The organism is Bradyrhizobium sp. BRP23 (assembly GCF_020194135.1).
Lineage (GTDB): Bacteria > Pseudomonadota > Alphaproteobacteria > Rhizobiales > Xanthobacteraceae > Bradyrhizobium > Bradyrhizobium yuanmingense.
Genome location: NZ_JADYVW010000003.1, coordinates 190,008 through 207,570 on the forward strand (window position 1 = coordinate 190,008; position 17,563 = coordinate 207,570).

A 17,563-nucleotide genomic window follows, 5' to 3' on the forward strand; every position below is an offset into this window, starting at 1 on the left:
CCGAAATGTCCAGTTCGGCAGGCGCGTCGGCGCCCCCGCAAATCCGCCTGCCGCGCACGCCCCTACCGCAAAGCCGACGCGATTCATTCATGCCCGGTACAGCGGCGGGACCTGAGGCTCCATGCGCGCGCAAACCGGCGTGATCCCAGGAACCCCCGCGCTTTCTCAGGGTTGCTTTCCGGGAAAGGAGTTTACCATGAACAGTCTGAAATTGTTGAGTGCCGCTGCGACGGTGGCGTTGGTTCTTCCCTTGGCGAGCCCGAGCTTTGCGCAGCAGAGTCGTGCCGCCGCGGTCGGAGCGGGCGGTGGTGCGGCGATCGGTGGCGGAGGTGCCGCGGTCGGTGGCGGAGGCGGCGGCTTCGGTGGCGGCGCCCGCATGGGCGGCGGCGGCGCCGCGTTCCAGGGCGGTGGCGGCGGTTTCGGGGGCGGAGCCGCGATGCGCCCGAGCGGTGGCAATTTCGCAGGCGGTGGCGCGGTCCGTCCGGGCGGTGGCAGTTTCGTCGGGGGCGCGGCAGACCGTGCCGCTATCTCGCCGAGCTTCAGTGGGACCCGTAGCGCTGCAGTTGCGGGCAACTGGCAGGGCGGCAGCGGCAATTGGCAGGGCGGCAGCGGCAACTGGAGCGGTCGTCACTGGCACGGTCGCCACCACCATCATCATCGCCACGGCGGCTTCTGGCCGGGCTTTGCGGCTGGCGCCGCGATCGGCGGCCTCGGCTCCTACGCCTATTACGGCAGCGGCTACGGCTATTACGATGATCCCTACTACTACGGCTACTATGACGAGCCGTCGGTTGCCGTAGTGCAGGATGGCGGCGGCGACGCCGCTTATTGCGCGCGGCGCTTCAAATCTTACGACCCGGCCTCGGGCACCTATCTCGGCTACGACGGCCGGCGGCATCCTTGCCCGTAAGCAGATCGCGAAGACTAGAGGCGAAAGGCGCCGCAGCGATGCGGCGCCTTTTTTGCAATCGGCGCCTTCCTCGCTCCTTTCGGCTCCATCACCCTCGCGGAAAAATACAAATCGATGCAAATGGACCTTTATGCACCAAACCGTGCATATCCTGCGCGATCCAATCGCAAATTGACCGGACCCACGATTCGCGGATATCACAAACCACAGTGGGGACTTCGATCTTCTGGGAAGTGTCATGCCGCGTATTCTCGTGGTTGATGACGATCCGATGGTCGGCGCGACCATCGAGGTCCTCCTCCAACGTCAGGGCTTCGACGTCACGCTGACCGACGGCGGCGAAACAGGACTGGCTGCGCTGGAATCGCAAGCCTTCGACGTCATGCTGGTCGACATCTTCATGCCGCATATGCGCGGCTTCGAATCCATCCGCATCTTTCACGAGCGCGCCCCTGCCACGCCGCTGATCGCGATGTCAGGCTATGCCTTCGCCTCGTCCGCCTCGCCCTCTCCCGATTTTCTCCGCATGGCGCTTGAGCTCGGCGCAACGCGCTGCCTGCGCAAGCCGTTCACGCCGGAAGCGCTGCTGACCACGATCCGGGAATGCCTTGCCGGCACGGGCGAGAGCGCGCCGCCGAAGGACCAGAAAGAAGCCCCTTGATTCCAACGCAGCGCGTCATTCTCGGTGTTGGACTTGCCATCCTCCTGATCATCACCGCGGCCTCGATCGCCCTCGACGTCAAGTCGCGGTCCGACGCGGCGTCGGTGAACCACACCGTCCAGGTGCAAAAGAAGATCTCCGATCTGCGCGTGCTGCTGCGCCGGGCCGAGAGCGCCGCGCGCGGCTACGAGCTCTATCGCAGCCAGGGCTTCAGCGACGAGTTCCAGGCGGTGCACGCCAAGCTCGCGCCGGCCCTCGCCGAGCTCAAGCGCGACGTGCGCGACACCCCCGATCAGGTCGCCCTGCTTGAGGGCACCGAGCCGCTGGCGCTGCGCCGGATCGAGATCGCCGCCACCGCGATGCGCCTGCGGGCCGCCAACGACCAGGCCGGCATTGCCGCGCTCAACAGCAAGGCCGAGGGCCGCGGCCTCATGGACACGGTGATGCGCAATCTCGACCGCCTGAGCGCGGAGGAAGAACGCCTGCTCGCCGCCCGCTCCCAGGATTCGCGCCGCACCGGCATCGTGCTGCTCGGCATCGACGTCGCCGGCGCCGTGCTGATCCTGCTCCTGGTCGCATTGGTGATGCGCGAAAGCCGCCGCACGACGGGTGAGCTCCAGAGCTCGCTCGAGCAGACCCAAGCCGCCAAGGCGGCGCTCGAGGCGGCGGTGGCCGAACGCACCGAGCACCTCGTCGCCGCGCATGACGAATTGCGCCTGTCGGTCAACGTGCTCCAGAGCACGTTTCGCAGCATGGCGGAGGCGGTGCTGGTCATCGACGCCGAGGGCACCGTGCTGCTGTCCAATCCGGCCGCCGAGCGCATGCTGCTGCATCGCACCGGCATGAACGTCGGCAATCTGCGCGCGCTGTCCGACGTGTTTCACGGCGACGGCGTCACGCCGCTTCCGGCCGACGAGCTGCCATCGACGCGCGTGCTGCGCGGCGAGCAGTTCGAAGAGCTGGAGATGATCGTCCGCCCGCACAGCGGCAACCCGCCGCGCCATCTCATGGTCAGCGGCCGGCCGATGCGGGACGGGCAAGGCAACATTTCCGGCGCGGTGCTGGTCTATCACGATGCGACGACCTCGCGCGAGACCGAGCGGCAGTTGCACCAGTCGCAGAAGCTGGATGCGATCGGCAAGCTGACCGGCGGCGTCGCGCATGACTTCAACAACATGCTCACGGTCATCTCCGGCAACACCGAGACGCTGGTGGAGCGCCTGAAGGACCAGCCCGAGCTGCAGCGCACGGCCCGGCTGATCGACGATGCCGCCGAACGCTGCGCCGAGCTGATCCAGCACCTCTTGGCATTCGCGCGCCGGCAGCCGCTCGAGCCGCGCAACGTCGACATCAACGCCGCGATCTCGGACATCGCAAAGCTTCTGCGCCCCACCCTCGGCGAGCAGATCCAGATCGAGACCGTCCTGGAACAGGGGCCGATGACGACGCATATCGATCCGTCCAGGCTCACCAACGCCGTGCTCAACATGGCGATCAACGCCCGCGACGCCATGCCGGGCGGCGGCAAGCTGCTGCTGGAGACCCACCGCGTCGTGCTCGACGAAGCCTATGCGCAGGCCAATGCCGACGTGGCAGCGGGCCCCTACATCATGCTCGCGGTCAGCGACACCGGCACCGGCATGCCCCCTGACGTGCAGCAGAAGGCGTTCGAGCCCTTCTTCACCACCAAGGAGGTCGGCAAGGGATCCGGCCTCGGCCTCTCCATGGTCTACGGCTTCGTCAAGCAATCCGGCGGCCACATCAAGATCTACAGCGAGGAAGGCCACGGCACCACGATCAAGCTCTATCTGCCGCCGGGCGAAGGCGCCGCGGACATCGCAACCGGCGTCACGCCGACGGCCCAAGGCGGCGCCGAGACCATTTTCGTGGTCGAGGACGATCCGCTGGTCCGCAACTTCGTCACCGCGCAGCTGCAGAGCCTCGGCTACAAGACGGTCGCCTCCCCCGACGGCAAGGCGGCGCTGGACCTGATCGAGGCCGGCCAGAGCTTCGACCTGCTGTTCACCGACGTCGTCATCCCCGGCGGCATGAGCGGCCGCGAGCTCGCCGAAGAGGTGGCAAGGCGCCGGCCGGGCGTGAAGGTGCTCTACACCTCCGGCTACACCGACAACGCCATCGTCCATCACGGCAAGCTGGACGACGGCGTGCTGCTGCTGACCAAGCCCTATCGGCGCAACCAGCTCGCCGAGATGATCCGCAAGGCGCTGAACGGCGGCGGGATGGCGCCGAGCTAGCGCAACGAACTTGATCGCGGCTCAGTCGGTGATGTGCAGTAGAGCATCGACATCAGGCGAACGGACGATAGTGCCGTCGCGTACAAATGCTTCGTGATTGGTCTCAATGGTGTTGTGGTCATAAAGATAGTTGACCATGATCCCGAAGGATTCTTGAATCGCACGCAGAGCGGTATTGCCGAGCCAATTGATGCGTTCGAGCCGTGCGCCGTTGCCGAGGTGAAAACGCGCCACGGGGTCGATGCGTATCGAGGGCTTCCGTGTCAGATAGCTAGCGCAGAGCCGCAGCAAGGGCACGCGCAGCTTCTCGCTCTGCGCCGGGTCATTCCACCAGCTATCGCTCTCCAGTTGCGATAACAGCGCCACATCGGGATCACTTGCATTTGCAAGCCGATTAGCGAGCCATTGCCGAAATCCCGGTACCGGAGATAGGGTGGAAAAACGCTTCAGCTGCGGAAACTCCGACTGCAGCTCTTCAACGACCTGCTTGATCAGGAAATTGCCGAACGCCACGCCGCGCAGGCCGTCCTGACAATTGGAGATCGAGTAGAAGATCGCGGTGTCGGCGCGCGCGGCGCGCTGCTGCGCGATGGCTTCACCGTCGTCCTGCGACAACAACGGCTGCACGGCCGTGGCCAGTCCTTCCACCAAAGCAACCTCGACGAAAATCAGTGGCTCGCCTGGAAGTGCGGGATGAAAGAAGCCAAAGCAGCGCCGATCGGGTGCAAGGCGCCGGCGCAGGTCGTCCCAGCCCTTGATTTCGTGCACGGCTTCGTAGGCGATCAGCTTTTCCAGCACCGCGGCCGGTGTCTGCCAGTCGATGCGCCGCAACTCGATGAAGCCGCGGTTGAACCATGAGGCGAACAAATGCTTGAGATCCGCGTCGAGCAACTTCAGTTCGGGGTCAGTGCGCATGTATGAAGCAATTTCGCTGCGAATCGCGATCAGCGCGCTGATCCCGCCGGGTGCCATGTTGATTCGCCGCAGCAGTTCCTGGCGCGGCGGCTCGGCAGCACGCGCGAGTGCGGCCGCGGCTTCTGCGGTGCCTTCGGCGAGGTAGCGCTGCGCCGCCGCGCGCAAAGCCGGACCGTGAGGATGGAATTCCGTGGCGAGATAGCGCTGAAAGCAGCGGCGATCGTTGTCGTCGAGTGCACCAAGCATCTCGCGCAATTGCCGCGCGACCAGCGCTCCTGAGGCCTGGCTGCGCTCGGAGAGCAGCGATGCTGCGAGCTGCTTCGCGCGATCGAGGAGCGGCATTGTCGTGCTGGATGGATCGTTGAAAGTTTGGCGGATTGCGGACATGACTATTCCTCCTCAAGCTTGGGCGGTGACGGCGCGGCGGAACTTGGCCGGTGGCGCGTAGAGTCCGCTCGAGGCGGCCACGAGGTCATCGATCGTCTTGGCGGCGAGCAGATCGCGCCTCGCCGTGCCGACGTCGATGCCAAGGTCTGCCGGAAACATCACGATGCCGCGACGGCGGAGGCTCTCGGTTGTGTCAGGCGATTGGCGCTTGCCAAATTCAGTGTCGCCGGCGATCGCGCGCAATGCCGCCTCGCGATCTTGTGGTGATTGGCAGCGCAAGAGGTTCGCCACGGCCTTCTCAGTGATGACATGGCTCACGTCGTCGCCATAGATCATCACCGGCGGCAATGCGAAGCCGGCGGAGGCGGCCAGATCGAACGCGTCCAGACGCTCGACAAAACTGGGCGTACCGTTTGGCTGATGGGTCTGCACCATCTGCACCACAAGCTTGCGCCCGCGTAAGGGATCGCCTGCTTCCTGACCGGCGCGAAGCCAGGTGGGACTGTCGTGGCGACGACCGCGTGCATCCGCGCCCATGTTCGGCGCACCGCCGAAGCCTGCGATCCGGTCTTTGGTGGCCGTCGAACTGTTGCCTCGCGCGTCGATTTGCAGCGTGGCGCCAACAAACATGTCGCAGGCATATTGTCCGGCGACCTGCGCCAGTGCCCGGTTCGACCGCAGGCTGCCGTCGGCGCCGATCGGGAATATATCGGCGTGCTTTGCGACGTAGCGCTCCATACCGAGCTCGGAGCCGAAGCAATAGACGCCGTCGACGAAGCCGGCTTCGATCGCCGGGATCAGGGTCGGGTGCGGATTGAGCACGAATTGGCTCGCGATCTTGCCCTTCAGGCCCCGCCGGGCGGCAAATGTCGGGAGGATCAGCTCGATCGCCGCGGTGGCGTAACCGATGCCGTGGTTGAGCCGCCGGACCTCAAATGGCTCATAGACCGCAGCAATCGCCATCATCGCCATCAGCACGTTCTCGTCCCTTACTTTGGCGGGGTCGCGCGTGAACAGAGGCTCGATCGCGTAAGGCTTTGGGCTCGGTATGACGAAATCGACCCAGTCGCCGGGGACGTCTACTCGCGGCAACCGGTCAACGATCTCGTTGACTTGCGCCACGACAATGCCGCCGCGAAAGGCCGCGGCTTCGGCGATGGTCGGCGTGTCTTCGGTGTTGGGACCGGTGTAGAGATTGCCGTTGCGGTCGGCCTTGTCGGCGACGATCAGCGCCACGTGCGGCGTCAGGTCCACCAACATCCGAGCATAGAGCTCGAGATAGGTATGGATTGCGCCGATCTTCACCGTGCCGCTGCCGACCAGTTCGGCGAGCTTGCGGCTCTGCGGACCTGCGAAGGCAAAATCGAGTCGATTGGCGACACCGCGCTCGAACACGGCGAGATGATCGGGCAGCGCCAGCACCGACTGCACCATGTGCAGATCGTGAATCTGCGCAGGATCCACGCTCGTCAGGGCGGCGGCAAGAAAATCGGCCTGCTTCTGATTGTCGCCCTCGATGGCAACGCGGTCGCCCGGCTCGATGATCGCTTCGAGCAACTCGGTCGCGCGCTCGGCAGGGCAGAGCTTTTCAGAGCAGATCGTGGCCGCCCGAGCTAGCCTCGCGAAGCGATCCGCTCCCGGTCGTGATGTGGCGTGCATGATGAACCTCCTTCGCTCGACGCTGTCTTCGATGCAGAAGTTAGGTGACCAGTATTGATTATAGAAACGATATTTTTTAATATGATTGATCATGAATTTGGATCAATCGGCATGCTGGAATTCGAGCTTTTGCGTTCCTTTGTTGCCGTCGCGGATTGCGGCGGCTTCCACCGCGCCGCCGAACGGCTCAATCTGACACAGTCGACCATCAGCCAGCAGGTCAAGCGATTGGAGCTTGAAACCAAACGTCCGCTGTTCCGGCGCACGACCCGCAGCGTCGCGCTGACCGACGATGGAGAGATGCTGCTGGGTGACGCCCGTCGTCTGTTGCAACTCGAGGAGGCTGCCCGCCATCGCCTGTCAGCGCCGCGCCTGTCAGGAGCCGTGCGTCTTGGAGTGGTCGAGGAAGTCGCCGGCGGCTCGCTGCCATCGGCGCTGGGACGCTTCGCCATGTTGCACGCGAGCGTGAAGCTCGAGGTGCAGATCGGCGTTAGTGCGGAATTGATCGAGCAGTTGAACAAGGGACGACTCGACGTCGTGTTCGCTAAGCGTCCGCTCGGTACGTCGCGTGGGCGCCTGGTCTGGCGCGAACCCATGGTCTGGGCCGCCGCCGACGCGTTTGATCTGGTTCCGGGCGCGGTGCTGCCGCTGGCGCTCTATCGCGAGCGGTCAGTATCGCGTGAGGCAGCGCTCGCCGCGCTAAATGACAGCGAACTGACGTGGGAGATCATCTATACCAGCCCCAGCCTGACAGGTGTGCGCGCGGCGGCGCTCGCTGGTCTCGCCATCACGCCGCTTCCCGCGAGCGCGGTCATTGCAGGTTTGCGCATTCTGGGATCGCAAGAGGGGCTGCCGCGCCTTCCTGACCTTGAGTTCGCAATCTATGAGAAAGCCCGGCCCGAAAAGGCCGCGGCGGCGCTGGCCGCAGCGCTTCTGGCACTTGGGCAATCGCCAGCGCGCCCGACGATTTAGCGCCATATGTTCCGTTGCGGGTCCAAACCCCAGGGTACAGATTGGTTCATCTCGCAATGATGAGGATCCGTCAGGCGGTCTTGAGCGCATCGGTCTCATGACGGCTCTGGGTCACAAGCAGTGATGCTCTGGCAGATCAGAATATCTCCGCTCGTCCCTCAGGAGCGAACATTGCCTTTATGAGCCCCTAGCCCGCATGAGTACACGCGCTAGCCCGTGAGTTGCCGAAGGCGCTGCAGTCACCCAATCTATGAGGTCGTGGGCACTGGCTCAGGATGTGAGTTCCAACTGTCCTTTTGAGACGCCATAGCTAGCCCGGATCCGCGCTGGAGGTGTTCGGACACCGCGCGATGCAACGCGTAAGGCCGTTTTGGTCTTAACCGGGCCGGTCTCAAGTAAAAATCATGCGCATCTCAAGGACAAATCGTCTCGCCAGCCCAGTCTCTGAGCATGCTCACGAGGACAAATGTCGGAGCCGGTGGCGCGACAGTCCGCTTGCGGAGCGCAACAGTCATCAGACGCACAGCTAGGATCTTGGTCTGCGGCCGGAACTGCAAGGCCCAGTTTCGACAGGTGCTCGCATGAAAAGAAGAGAGTTCATCTTGTTGATCGGTGGAGGACTGGCCTGGCCTGCGATCGCACGGGCGCAGGGCGGAGCCAAGCTGCATCGAATCTTCTGGGTCTCGACTGAGTCCGAACCGGATCCCTTCCTGGACGGCTTTCGCGATGGAATGCGCGCCCTGGGATATGTCGAAGGCAAGACCGTAACCTTCGAGACGCATTATGCCCCTGGAAATCCGCAGGCACTGCGGAAGATCGTCTCCGAGCTGCAGCGAGGGGATGTCGACCTTGTGGTCTCGAGCGGTCCGGCGACACGCGGCATGACTGCAATCACCGACATCCCAGTGCTGTTTGCATTGAGCGGCGACCCCGTCGCTTTGGGTGTGGTGAAGAGCCTTGCTCACCCCGGCACCAATTTCACCGGCAGCACATTCCTGTCGCTCGAGCTGGCAGGAAAGCGCGTTGAGCTGCTCAAGGACATTTATCCAAAGCTGCGAAAGCTGGCGGTCTTCTCGAATACGGATCATCCGGGAGAGCCGCTGGAATGGCGTGCGACGTTGGAGTCGTGCCGAAACCTTGGGATAGAGGCAGCCTACGTTCCGTTCTGCGGCGCGCGCGAAATCGAGAATGGGTTGATGGCTGCCGGCAAGGTGGACGCGGATGCTCTCCTCGTGTTTCCCGATGCTGTGACGCTGGTGCATCGTGCGAAGATTGCGGAGCTTGCAATCGCGCACCGGCTGCCTTCGATGTTTGGCTGGTCTGAATATTGTGACGCTGGAGGTCTCTTGAGTTACGGCGCAAACCAGCGCACGACCTATTTTCGGCTTGCCACTTATGCCGATCGCATCCTGCGCGGTGAATATCCGTCAGATCTTCCGGTGATGCGTCCCGAGAAGTTTGAACTGGCAATCAATATGAAGACAGCCAGGCTTCTGGGTATCAAGCTGGATGTGTCGTCTATCCTGTTTCGCGCCAGCAAGGTGATCTCCTGAGAGTAGCTATGAAGGACGGTGCTGCGCAGCCCTCTTCGTGTACGATGCCTCCGCGTCGCTCGCTGTTCTGCAAGTACTTCGCGACGTTGTTTGTCGCTGCGGTCGTGCCTCTGATACTCGGCGCGGCCGTCGAGGCTTCTTTCGGTTACCGAGACCAGCGTCGCCAGATCAGCGCGGTGCTGCAGGCCGATGCTCGCGCGGCGTCCGACAGGATCGAGGCGTTCACCGATGGCATGCGAGATCAGCTGGGTTGGATGGTGCAGCTTCCCTGGTCTGCCGGAGACGATGCGCAACATAAGATCGATGCCTTGCGTCTCCTCCAGCAGGTGCCTGCAATCGCTTCGGTTTCGCTTCTGGATGAGACCGGCACCGAACGGGTCTTTGTTTCCAGGCTGCTTCTGAACAGGACCGGGCGCGGCATCGATATGTCCGCGGATCCCGCTGTTCTGGGCGCACGCGGCAACAAAGTCTGGTACGGACCGGTTCAGTACCAGCAAGATTCAGAGCCCTATATGAGGATCGCGGTTGCCGGGAGCCTGCCGGCCGCAGGGGTTGCGATCGCCGAGGTCAATCTGAAGCTGATCTGGGATGTCATCGCAGCCATTAGAATCGGCGAGACCGGCTACGCCATTGTCGTCGATGATTCCGGTCATCTGATCGCACATCCCGATATCAGCCGGGTTCTGCGCGGCCGCGCCAGCTCCGGCAGTTTTGGCCGGATCAAGCATCTCGTTGGCGCGGCGAGCGGAGCGGCGGTGATAACCGGGGAGCGAGGCAACCCGGTGGTGGCGCTATCCGTTCAGGCCGCCGATGTGGGATGGACGGTGATCGCGATGCAGCCAACCGCGGAAGCCTTTGCATCAATTCGGGCGGCCTTGTGGCGCTCGTCAATTCTCATTGCCTTTGGTGTTCTTGTCGCGCTGGCGCTCGCCTATTGGCGCGCGCACAGAATGTCCGGTCCGATCAAGCAACTGGAAGAGGGCGTGGAGCGGATCAGAACCGGACAATTCGAGCATCGTATCAAAATCTTCAGCGGTGACGAGTTGCAGCAGCTGGCGTTGCGTTTCAATGAAATGGCTTCTGAACTGGCGATCTCGCAGCAGAAATCTGCGCGGATCGAGCGGCTGAAGCAGTTCCTGCCATCACAGGTCGCCGAATTGGTCGAACATTCTCACGAACTGCTCGAAGGGCAGCGACGTGAAGTGGCTGTCATTTTTGGCGACTTGCGCGGCTTCACGGCGTTCTCCACTCGCAATGAACCCGATGTCATCATGGCCGTCATGCGAGAGTACTACGAGGCCGTCGGCGCCGTGACGACTCGTCACGAGGCAACGCTCATCGGCTTTGATGGCGACGGAGTCATGCTGCTGGTCAATGCCCCGATCGCATGCGAACAGCCGGCAACTCAAGCGGTCCGCCTCGCGATCGACCTGCAAGTGACGGTTCAGGCCCTTGCCGGCAAATGGTGTGACGCCGGCCACGCGATCGGCTTTGGTGTGGGCGTTGCCATGGGACCGGCAACGGTAGGAACGGTCGGTTACAACGGTCGGCTGGATTACACGGCGATGGGAGCCGTGGTGAATTTGGCGTCGCGGCTCTGTAATCTCGCAAAGGACGCGCAGATCCTGGCTGATCCCACGATCGCTGAAAGGGTAAGGGATAGCGTCCCGATGGCATCGCTCGGACAGCGGACCATCAAAGGCTACGACCAGGCTCTCGAGGTCTTTGCCGTCGCACCTGCTGACCTTCCGTCGAAACTGCCGGGCTTGGCACAACGGAGGCGAGAGAAAGAGGCTCAGGACCACTGATAACCCGGCGTCCGGACGGCTACCCCCGTGTCGCCAGCACCACCGCGGCCAGCGTAAACACCAGCCCCGCGATCTGCCCTGCCCCGAGCGGCTCGCCAAGCGCGACCGCCGAGGCCACGACGCCGATCACCGGCACCGCCATGGTGCCGATCGCGGCGACCGAGGCCGGCAGGCGCGCCAGTGCTGCGAACCAGCTGACATAGGCGATGCAGAACTGCCCGACGACCGAATAGACCAGCAGCCACCAGCCGAGCGGCGTCACATGCGACAAATGCGTCGTCTCGATCAGGAGGCCGACGATCGAGATCGGCAGGCAGCCGATCCCGATCTGCCAGGCTGCCGCCGCGAGCGGCGGCAGGTGAATCGGGTACTTCTTTGAGAGCACGGTGCCGAGGGCAAAGCCGAACGCACCGACCAGCACCATGATGATGCCCGGCAGCTTTTCCGTGCTGGCGGCAAGGCCGTTGCCTCCCATGATCGAGGCAAGCCCTGCGAAAGCCAGCACCAGCCCAAGCGTGCGCAAGACCGTCGGCCGCTCCCCAAGCACCGGCCAGGCGAGGATCGAGGCCCAGACCGGCATCGTATAGGCGATCAGCGCCGCCTCGCTCGCCGGCAGCCAGAGCAGTGCCAGCCCCATCAGCACCATCCAGCAGGTGACGTTGAGCGCGGCCGAGGTGAGCAGGCGCGGCCAGATCACACCCTCCACGTACAGGCTTTGCCGGCGGATCACCGCAAGCAGCGCCAGCAGCAGCGCGCCGAGCACGCCGGTGACCCCGCGCAGCGTCAGAGGCGGCAGCTCGGCAAGTAGGAATTTCGTCACCGGCCAGTTGAAGCCCCAGCCGATCGAGGTGATCGCAAGGAACATCAGGCCGGCCGGGGCGATGCGCGGCCGCACGCCCGGCGTCGTCGAATCAAGCATGTCGGCTAGTCCGGCAAATCGGGCGGTCACCTTGGCCCGGATTCGCGGGTCCCACCACCGCTTTGGCGGGCATGCCTGCCCTCACCGTCCGTAGGGCTACGTGAGTCCTGCTGACGCAATCCCATTGCTCAAAAATATACCTGCCCTGTGAACAGCGGGATGAAGGCCCCGGTCATCACGGCATGCAAATTTTTTCAGTTGGGAATCCCTGAGGACTCACTGATACTTGGGTCCACGACAGGCGCGGCGAAGACCCCTGTTATCCCCCGCAATCCACCATATTTAGTATTTGATTCAGGAACTCGCACTAGTTCTTGACGGGCGCAACGGAGAGTCCTAGCTTTCGGTCCGTTCGGCGCGAGTGAGTTTGCGTCCCGCCGGCACTCCCCCAAAGGGTCTCGCAAATTTCAGCTCCGCCAGCCGGCCAAAGGCTGCGGATGAGGGCTTGTCTGCCCTCGGAATGAGAGGCTCTTCGGGGCGCCAGAACGGGCCGGCAACAGGCTCGGATGGCATCGATGACGAAGTGACGTTGTGGGGCGTTGAACGCATGTCGCGCACATCCCCTTGGGGGCGGATGGGTGTGGACATGCCGGCAGGATGATCGATGCGACGCATCGAGCTCGCGCCGGGAAAAAACAGGGCCGGATCCACCGGCTGAACTGCGGTGCCCCGAGGCCGAACGGCTGAAGGCGCCCGCGAGATGCAATGACGACCCGGCACGCCCACAACGAGGGGCGGGACCGGTCAAAGAAAAGGACGGGGCAAGACCATGCGGATTGAGCGGCGCCACACCACTTCGGGACAGTCACCTTATGCGGGTATCGAATTCCGCCTGACCACGTCGGAGATTCGCAATCCAGACGGCTCGGTCGTGTTCAAGCTCGAGAACGTCGAGGTCCCGGCCGAGTGGTCGCAGGTCGCCTCCGACGTGCTGGCGCAGAAGTACTTCCGCAAGGCCGGCGTTGCCGCGCGCCTGAAGAAGGTCGAAGAGGAATCCGTCCCCTCCTTCCTGTGGCGCTCCGTGCCCGACACCGAGGCCCTCGCCGCTCTCCCTGAGAAGGAGCGCTATGTCAGCGAGCTCAGCGCCAAGCAGGTGTTCGACCGCCTCGCCGGCTGCTGGACCTATTGGGGCTGGAAGGGCGGCTATTTCACGAGCGACGACGACGCCCAGGCGTTCTATGACGAGCTCCGCTACATGCTCGCCATGCAGATGGTCGCGCCGAACTCGCCGCAATGGTTCAACACCGGCCTGCACTGGGCCTATGGCATCGACGGCCCCGGCCAGGGCCATTATTACGTCGACCCCTTCACGGGCAAGCTGACCAAGTCCAAGTCGGCCTACGAGCATCCGCAGCCGCATGCCTGCTTCATCCAGGGCGTCGGCGACGACCTCGTCAACGAGGGCGGCATCATGGACCTCTGGGTCCGCGAAGCCCGCCTGTTCAAATACGGCTCCGGCACCGGCTCCAACTTCTCGCGCCTGCGCGGCGAAGGCGAAAAGCTCTCCGGCGGCGGCCGCTCCTCCGGGCTGATGAGCTTCCTCAAGATCGGCGACCGCGCTGCGGGCGCAATCAAGAGCGGCGGCACCACGCGCCGCGCCGCCAAGATGGTCGTCGTCGACGTCGATCACCCCGACATCGAGACCTATATCGACTGGAAGGTGAAGGAGGAGCAGAAGGTCGCCGCCCTCGTCACGGGCTCCAAGATCAACCAGAAGCACCTCAAGGCCGTGCTGAAGGCCTGCGTCAACTGCGAAGGCTCGGGCGACGATTGCTTCGACCCCGAGAAGAACCCTGCCCTGCGCCGCGAGATCAAGCTCGCGCGCCGCAGCCTGGTGCCCGACAATTACATCAAGCGCGTCATTCAGTTTGCCAAGCAAGGCTACAAGGACATCCAGTTCGACACCTACGACACCGACTGGGATAGCGAAGCCTACCTCACCGTTTCGGGCCAGAACTCCAACAACTCGGTCTCGCTGAAGGACGACTTCCTGCGCGCGGTCGAGACCGACGGCGACTGGAATCTCAACGCCCGCACCTCGAAGAAGGTGACGAAGACTCTGAAGGCGCGCGACCTCTGGGAGAAGATCGGCTACGCCGCCTGGGCCTCGGCCGATCCCGGCCTGCACTTCAACACCACGATGAACGACTGGCACACCTGCAAGGCGTCCGGCGACATCCGCGCGTCCAATCCGTGCTCGGAATACATGTTCCTGGACGACACGGCGTGCAATCTCGCCTCGGCGAACCTGCTGACGTTCTACAACACCGACACCAAGCGCTTCGACGTCGAGGGCTATGAGCATCTCTGCCGGCTCTGGACCGTCGTGCTCGAAATCTCCGTGATGATGGCGCAGTTCCCGTCGAAGGCGATCGCCGAGCTCTCCTACGAGTTCCGCACGCTCGGCCTCGGCTACGCCAATATCGGCGGCCTGCTGATGACCATGGGCCTGCCCTATGACAGCAAGGAAGGCCGCGCGCTCTGCGGTGCCCTCACTGCAGTCATGACCGGCATCACCTACAAGACCTCCGCCGAGATCGCGGCCGAGCTCGGCACCTTCCCCGGCTACAAGAAGAACGCCGCGCATATGCTGCGCGTGATCCGCAACCACCGCCGCGCGGCGCATGGCCAGTCCAACGGCTATGAGGCGCTCAGCGTCAACCCGGTGCCGCTCGACCTCGTCTCCTGCCCGCAAGCCGACCTCGTCAGCCATGCCCAGGCAGCCTGGGATGCGGCGCTCGAGCTCGGCGAGAAGCACGGCTATCGCAACGCCCAGACCACGGTGATCGCGCCGACCGGCACGATCGGCCTGGTGATGGACTGCGATACGACGGGCATCGAGCCCGACTTCGCGCTGGTCAAGTTCAAGAAGCTCGCCGGCGGCGGCTACTTCAAGATCATCAACCGCGCCGTGCCGGCCGCGCTGCGCGCGCTCGGCTATCGCGAGAGCGAGATCGCGGAGATCGAGGCCTACGCCGTCGGCCACGGCTCGCTGGCGAATGCCCCCGGCATCAACGTCACCACGCTGAAGGCCAAGGGCTTTACGGACGAAGCCATCGCCAAGGTCGAGAAGGCCCTGCCGACCGCCTTCGACATCAAGTTCGCCTTCAACAAGTGGACCTTTGGCGAAGACTTCATCCGCGACCAGCTCGGCATCGGCGCGGAGGCGATCGCAGCCCCCGGCTTCGACCTGCTCCAGGCCGTCGGCTTCACCAAGCGCGAGATCGAGGCCGCCAACGTCCACATCTGCGGCGCGATGACGGTGGAAGGTGCCCCGCACCTCAAGGCCGAGCACTATCCGGTGTTCGACTGCGCCAACCCCTGCGGCAAGATCGGCAAGCGTTATCTCTCGGTCGAGAGCCACATCCGCATGATGGCGGCGGCGCAGCCTTTCATCTCGGGCGCGATCTCCAAGACAATCAACATGCCGAACGACGCCACGGTGGAGGACTGCAAGTCCGCCTACATGCTGTCGTGGAAGCTCGCCTTGAAGGCCAACGCGCTCTATCGCGACGGCTCCAAACTCTCACAGCCGCTCAACTCGCAGCTCATCAGCGACGATGAGGACGAGGACGATGCGGTCGAGCTGCTGCACGAAAAACCCATGGCGGCGCGCGCCACGCATGTGGCCGAAAAGGTCGTCGAGAAGCTGGTCGAGCGCATCGTCGTGATGCGCGAGCGCGAGAAGATGCCCGATCGCCGCAAGGGCTACACCCAGAAGGCGGTCGTCGGCGGCCATAAAGTGTATCTGCGCACCGGCGAGTACGATGACGGTCGTCTCGGTGAGATCTTCATCGACATGCACAAGGAAGGCGCGGCGCTCCGCTCCTTCATCAACAACTTCGCCATCGCGGTGTCGCTCGGCCTGCAATACGGCGTGCCGCTCGACGAATATGTCGACGCCTTCACCTTCACCCGCTTCGAGCCGGCGGGCCCCGTGCAGGGCAACGACAGCATCAAGTACGCGACCTCGATCCTCGACTACGTCTTCCGCGAGCTCGCGGTGAGCTATCTCTCGCGCTTCGACCTCGCCCATGTCGATCCCAACGAGACGGGCTTTGACGCGCTCGGCAAGGGCGTCGAGGAAGGCAAGGAGCCGGACGAGGACGGCGGCCAGCACGCGACCAAGCTGGTCTCGCGCGGCCTCACCCGCTCGCGCACGGACAACCTCGTCGTGATGCGCGGCGGCTCGGCCGCGGTCAGCCAAGGCAACGACAGCGCGCCCTCAGGCGGCAGCCGGGTCACGGCGCTGGCCGCCCACGGCGCTAGCGCCCGCGTCGGCGACGCCATCGAAGGCGCCGTCGCCCTGAAGCAGGAAGCCCAGCACGATCTGTCTCCGACGGAGAAGCTGGAAGCGCTGCAATGGAGCAAGGCCGGCAGCGGCGCGACCGCGGCTCCGACCAGGGCCGAGCGTCGCGCGGAGGCGAAGGCCAAGGGCTACGAGGGCGAGATGTGCTCGGAGTGCGGCAACTTCACGCTGGTGCGGAATGGGACGTGCATGAAGTGCGATACTTGCGGAAGCACGACGGGGTGTTCGTAAGACGATAGCTAACGCCGATCGACAGTAGAACCCGCACGTGCTCAGGTATCTGCAAGGGGCGGCCGCGAGGCCGCCCTTCTTTCATTCACATATTGCAACTTATGGTTTTTTGAACATAACTAGGTAGTATTAGATTAAAAAAGGGCGGCGAATGCAGTCCGACTATTTCAATCACGTTCATCTTCTGATTCGGGGGAGTGATGACCAGATTTGACGGGATCGAGCTTCCTAACATCGTCCAGCGTCGCTTCGACGTGCGGATGACGGAATCTAAAACAAAACTAGACGTGCTGACCACACGGCTAGCAAAGGCTCGTCACCTGAAAGCCTTCGAACACCTAACGATCTACGCGGCGGGTTCTTACGGTCGATTAGAAGCTAGCAAATACTCAGATATCGATTTGTTTTTTGTGCTTGCGAAGCCTCGCAGCTATTTCGATGAAATAAGAGTTCCTGAAATTCGGCTGCTCTCGGAGATAGTTGAAATCGGCTACGACATGGATTTTCCTAAATTCTCAAACGATGGACACTTTCTAAAGCTGTTGTTTCTCGACGATACCCCGTCACGAGCAGAAGAAGCTAGAGCACGATCGTATTCTCGAAGAATTACTGTTGCTGGCACGGCAACAAAGTCGTGTTCTGTCGAATCCGGCCGGCCTTATCGGTGAGGAAATACTGGCTTTATTACTCAGGCTGACCCATGAGCCGGAGGGGGCTGCAATACGCTTAGTGCACAAGGAGCGAGATCTCGTCCTTGCGTTGTGCGGGCGCTGGGGACGACTGCAGTACGAGTTGAACGGCTATATCAGCGTGCTTGATCCGAAAGAGCGGCCGCGTGCTCGCGAGATGATCGAACGCTTCTCCTCCTATGTGAAGGAGCTTCAGTCCATACTTGTCGGAACTGCTACAACGCAATCCATCCAACAGGCATTTGGCTCTAGCTCTCAAACCAGCTCGTAGTAGCAATCGTGGCCCGTCGAGTTA

11 protein-coding genes are annotated in these 17,563 nt (G+C 63.2%); 8 read left to right on the forward strand and 3 right to left on the reverse strand.

The features are described from left to right. The first annotated feature begins 196 nt into the window (after positions 1 to 196). The 3 genes from I6F24_RS08920 (at position 197) to I6F24_RS08930 (ending at position 3,826) form a co-directional block, all read left to right on the forward strand. Positions 197 to 910 (forward strand): BA14K family protein, encoded by a 714-nt coding sequence (locus I6F24_RS08920; protein WP_225113967.1) that lies wholly within the window; start codon positions 197 to 199, stop codon positions 908 to 910. 238 nt (positions 911 to 1,148) lie between these two features. Beyond that, positions 1,149 to 1,571 carry a response regulator gene (locus tag I6F24_RS08925; RefSeq protein ID WP_225149547.1) on the forward strand — a complete coding sequence of 141 codons (423 nt, stop codon included), beginning with the start codon at positions 1,149 to 1,151 and terminating at the stop codon, positions 1,569 to 1,571. After that, positions 1,568 to 3,826 carry a CHASE3 domain-containing protein gene (locus I6F24_RS08930; protein ID WP_225149546.1) on the forward strand — a complete coding sequence of 753 codons (2,259 nt, stop codon included), beginning with the start codon at positions 1,568 to 1,570 and terminating at the stop codon, positions 3,824 to 3,826. Before I6F24_RS08925 ends, I6F24_RS08930 begins: the two co-directional genes overlap by 4 nt. A 21-nt stretch (positions 3,827 to 3,847) precedes the next feature. On the opposite strand, the gene I6F24_RS08935 is transcribed toward I6F24_RS08930, so the two are convergent. Both I6F24_RS08935 and mdcA read right to left on the reverse strand, forming a co-directional pair. Beyond that, positions 3,848 to 5,128, reverse strand: a complete 1,281-nt coding sequence (locus tag I6F24_RS08935; RefSeq protein WP_109143921.1) for a malonyl-CoA decarboxylase family protein — start codon at positions 5,126 to 5,128, stop codon at positions 3,848 to 3,850. Positions 5,129 to 5,140: 12 nt separating this feature from the next. Continuing rightward, on the reverse strand, positions 5,141 to 6,787 hold the full coding sequence (mdcA, locus tag I6F24_RS08940) for a malonate decarboxylase subunit alpha (RefSeq protein WP_225149545.1): 1,647 nt from the start codon (positions 6,785 to 6,787) through the stop codon (positions 5,141 to 5,143). Positions 6,788 to 6,898: 111 nt separating this feature from the next. On the opposite strand from mdcA, the gene I6F24_RS08945 reads away from it, so the two are divergent. The 3 genes from I6F24_RS08945 (at position 6,899) to I6F24_RS08955 (ending at position 11,120) form a co-directional block, all read left to right on the forward strand. Further along, a complete protein-coding gene (locus I6F24_RS08945) occupies positions 6,899 to 7,759 on the forward strand; it encodes a LysR substrate-binding domain-containing protein (protein WP_036000125.1) in 861 nt (286 codons plus the stop codon). A 581-nt stretch (positions 7,760 to 8,340) separates the two neighbouring features. Further along, positions 8,341 to 9,312, forward strand: coding sequence for an ABC transporter substrate-binding protein (locus I6F24_RS08950; protein ID WP_225135955.1), 972 nt, complete (start codon positions 8,341 to 8,343; stop codon positions 9,310 to 9,312). An 8-nt stretch (positions 9,313 to 9,320) separates the two neighbouring features. Next, on the forward strand, positions 9,321 to 11,120 hold the full coding sequence (locus tag I6F24_RS08955; RefSeq protein WP_225149544.1) for an adenylate/guanylate cyclase domain-containing protein: 1,800 nt from the start codon (positions 9,321 to 9,323) through the stop codon (positions 11,118 to 11,120). 19 nt (positions 11,121 to 11,139) lie between these two features. On the opposite strand, the gene I6F24_RS08960 is transcribed toward I6F24_RS08955, so the two are convergent. Then, entirely contained in the window at positions 11,140 to 12,039 is a 900-nt protein-coding gene (locus I6F24_RS08960; RefSeq protein WP_225149543.1) for a DMT family transporter, read from the reverse strand. A gap of 769 nt (positions 12,040 to 12,808) precedes the next feature. On the opposite strand from I6F24_RS08960, the gene I6F24_RS08965 reads away from it, so the two are divergent. After that, positions 12,809 to 16,579: a vitamin B12-dependent ribonucleotide reductase gene (locus I6F24_RS08965; protein WP_225149542.1), complete on the forward strand. Its 3,771-nt coding sequence runs from the start codon at positions 12,809 to 12,811 to the stop codon at positions 16,577 to 16,579. 200 nt (positions 16,580 to 16,779) lie between these two features. Further along, positions 16,780 to 17,247, forward strand: coding sequence for a nucleotidyltransferase domain-containing protein (locus I6F24_RS08970; protein ID WP_225149541.1), 468 nt, complete (start codon positions 16,780 to 16,782; stop codon positions 17,245 to 17,247). Positions 17,248 to 17,563 lie beyond the last annotated feature (316 nt).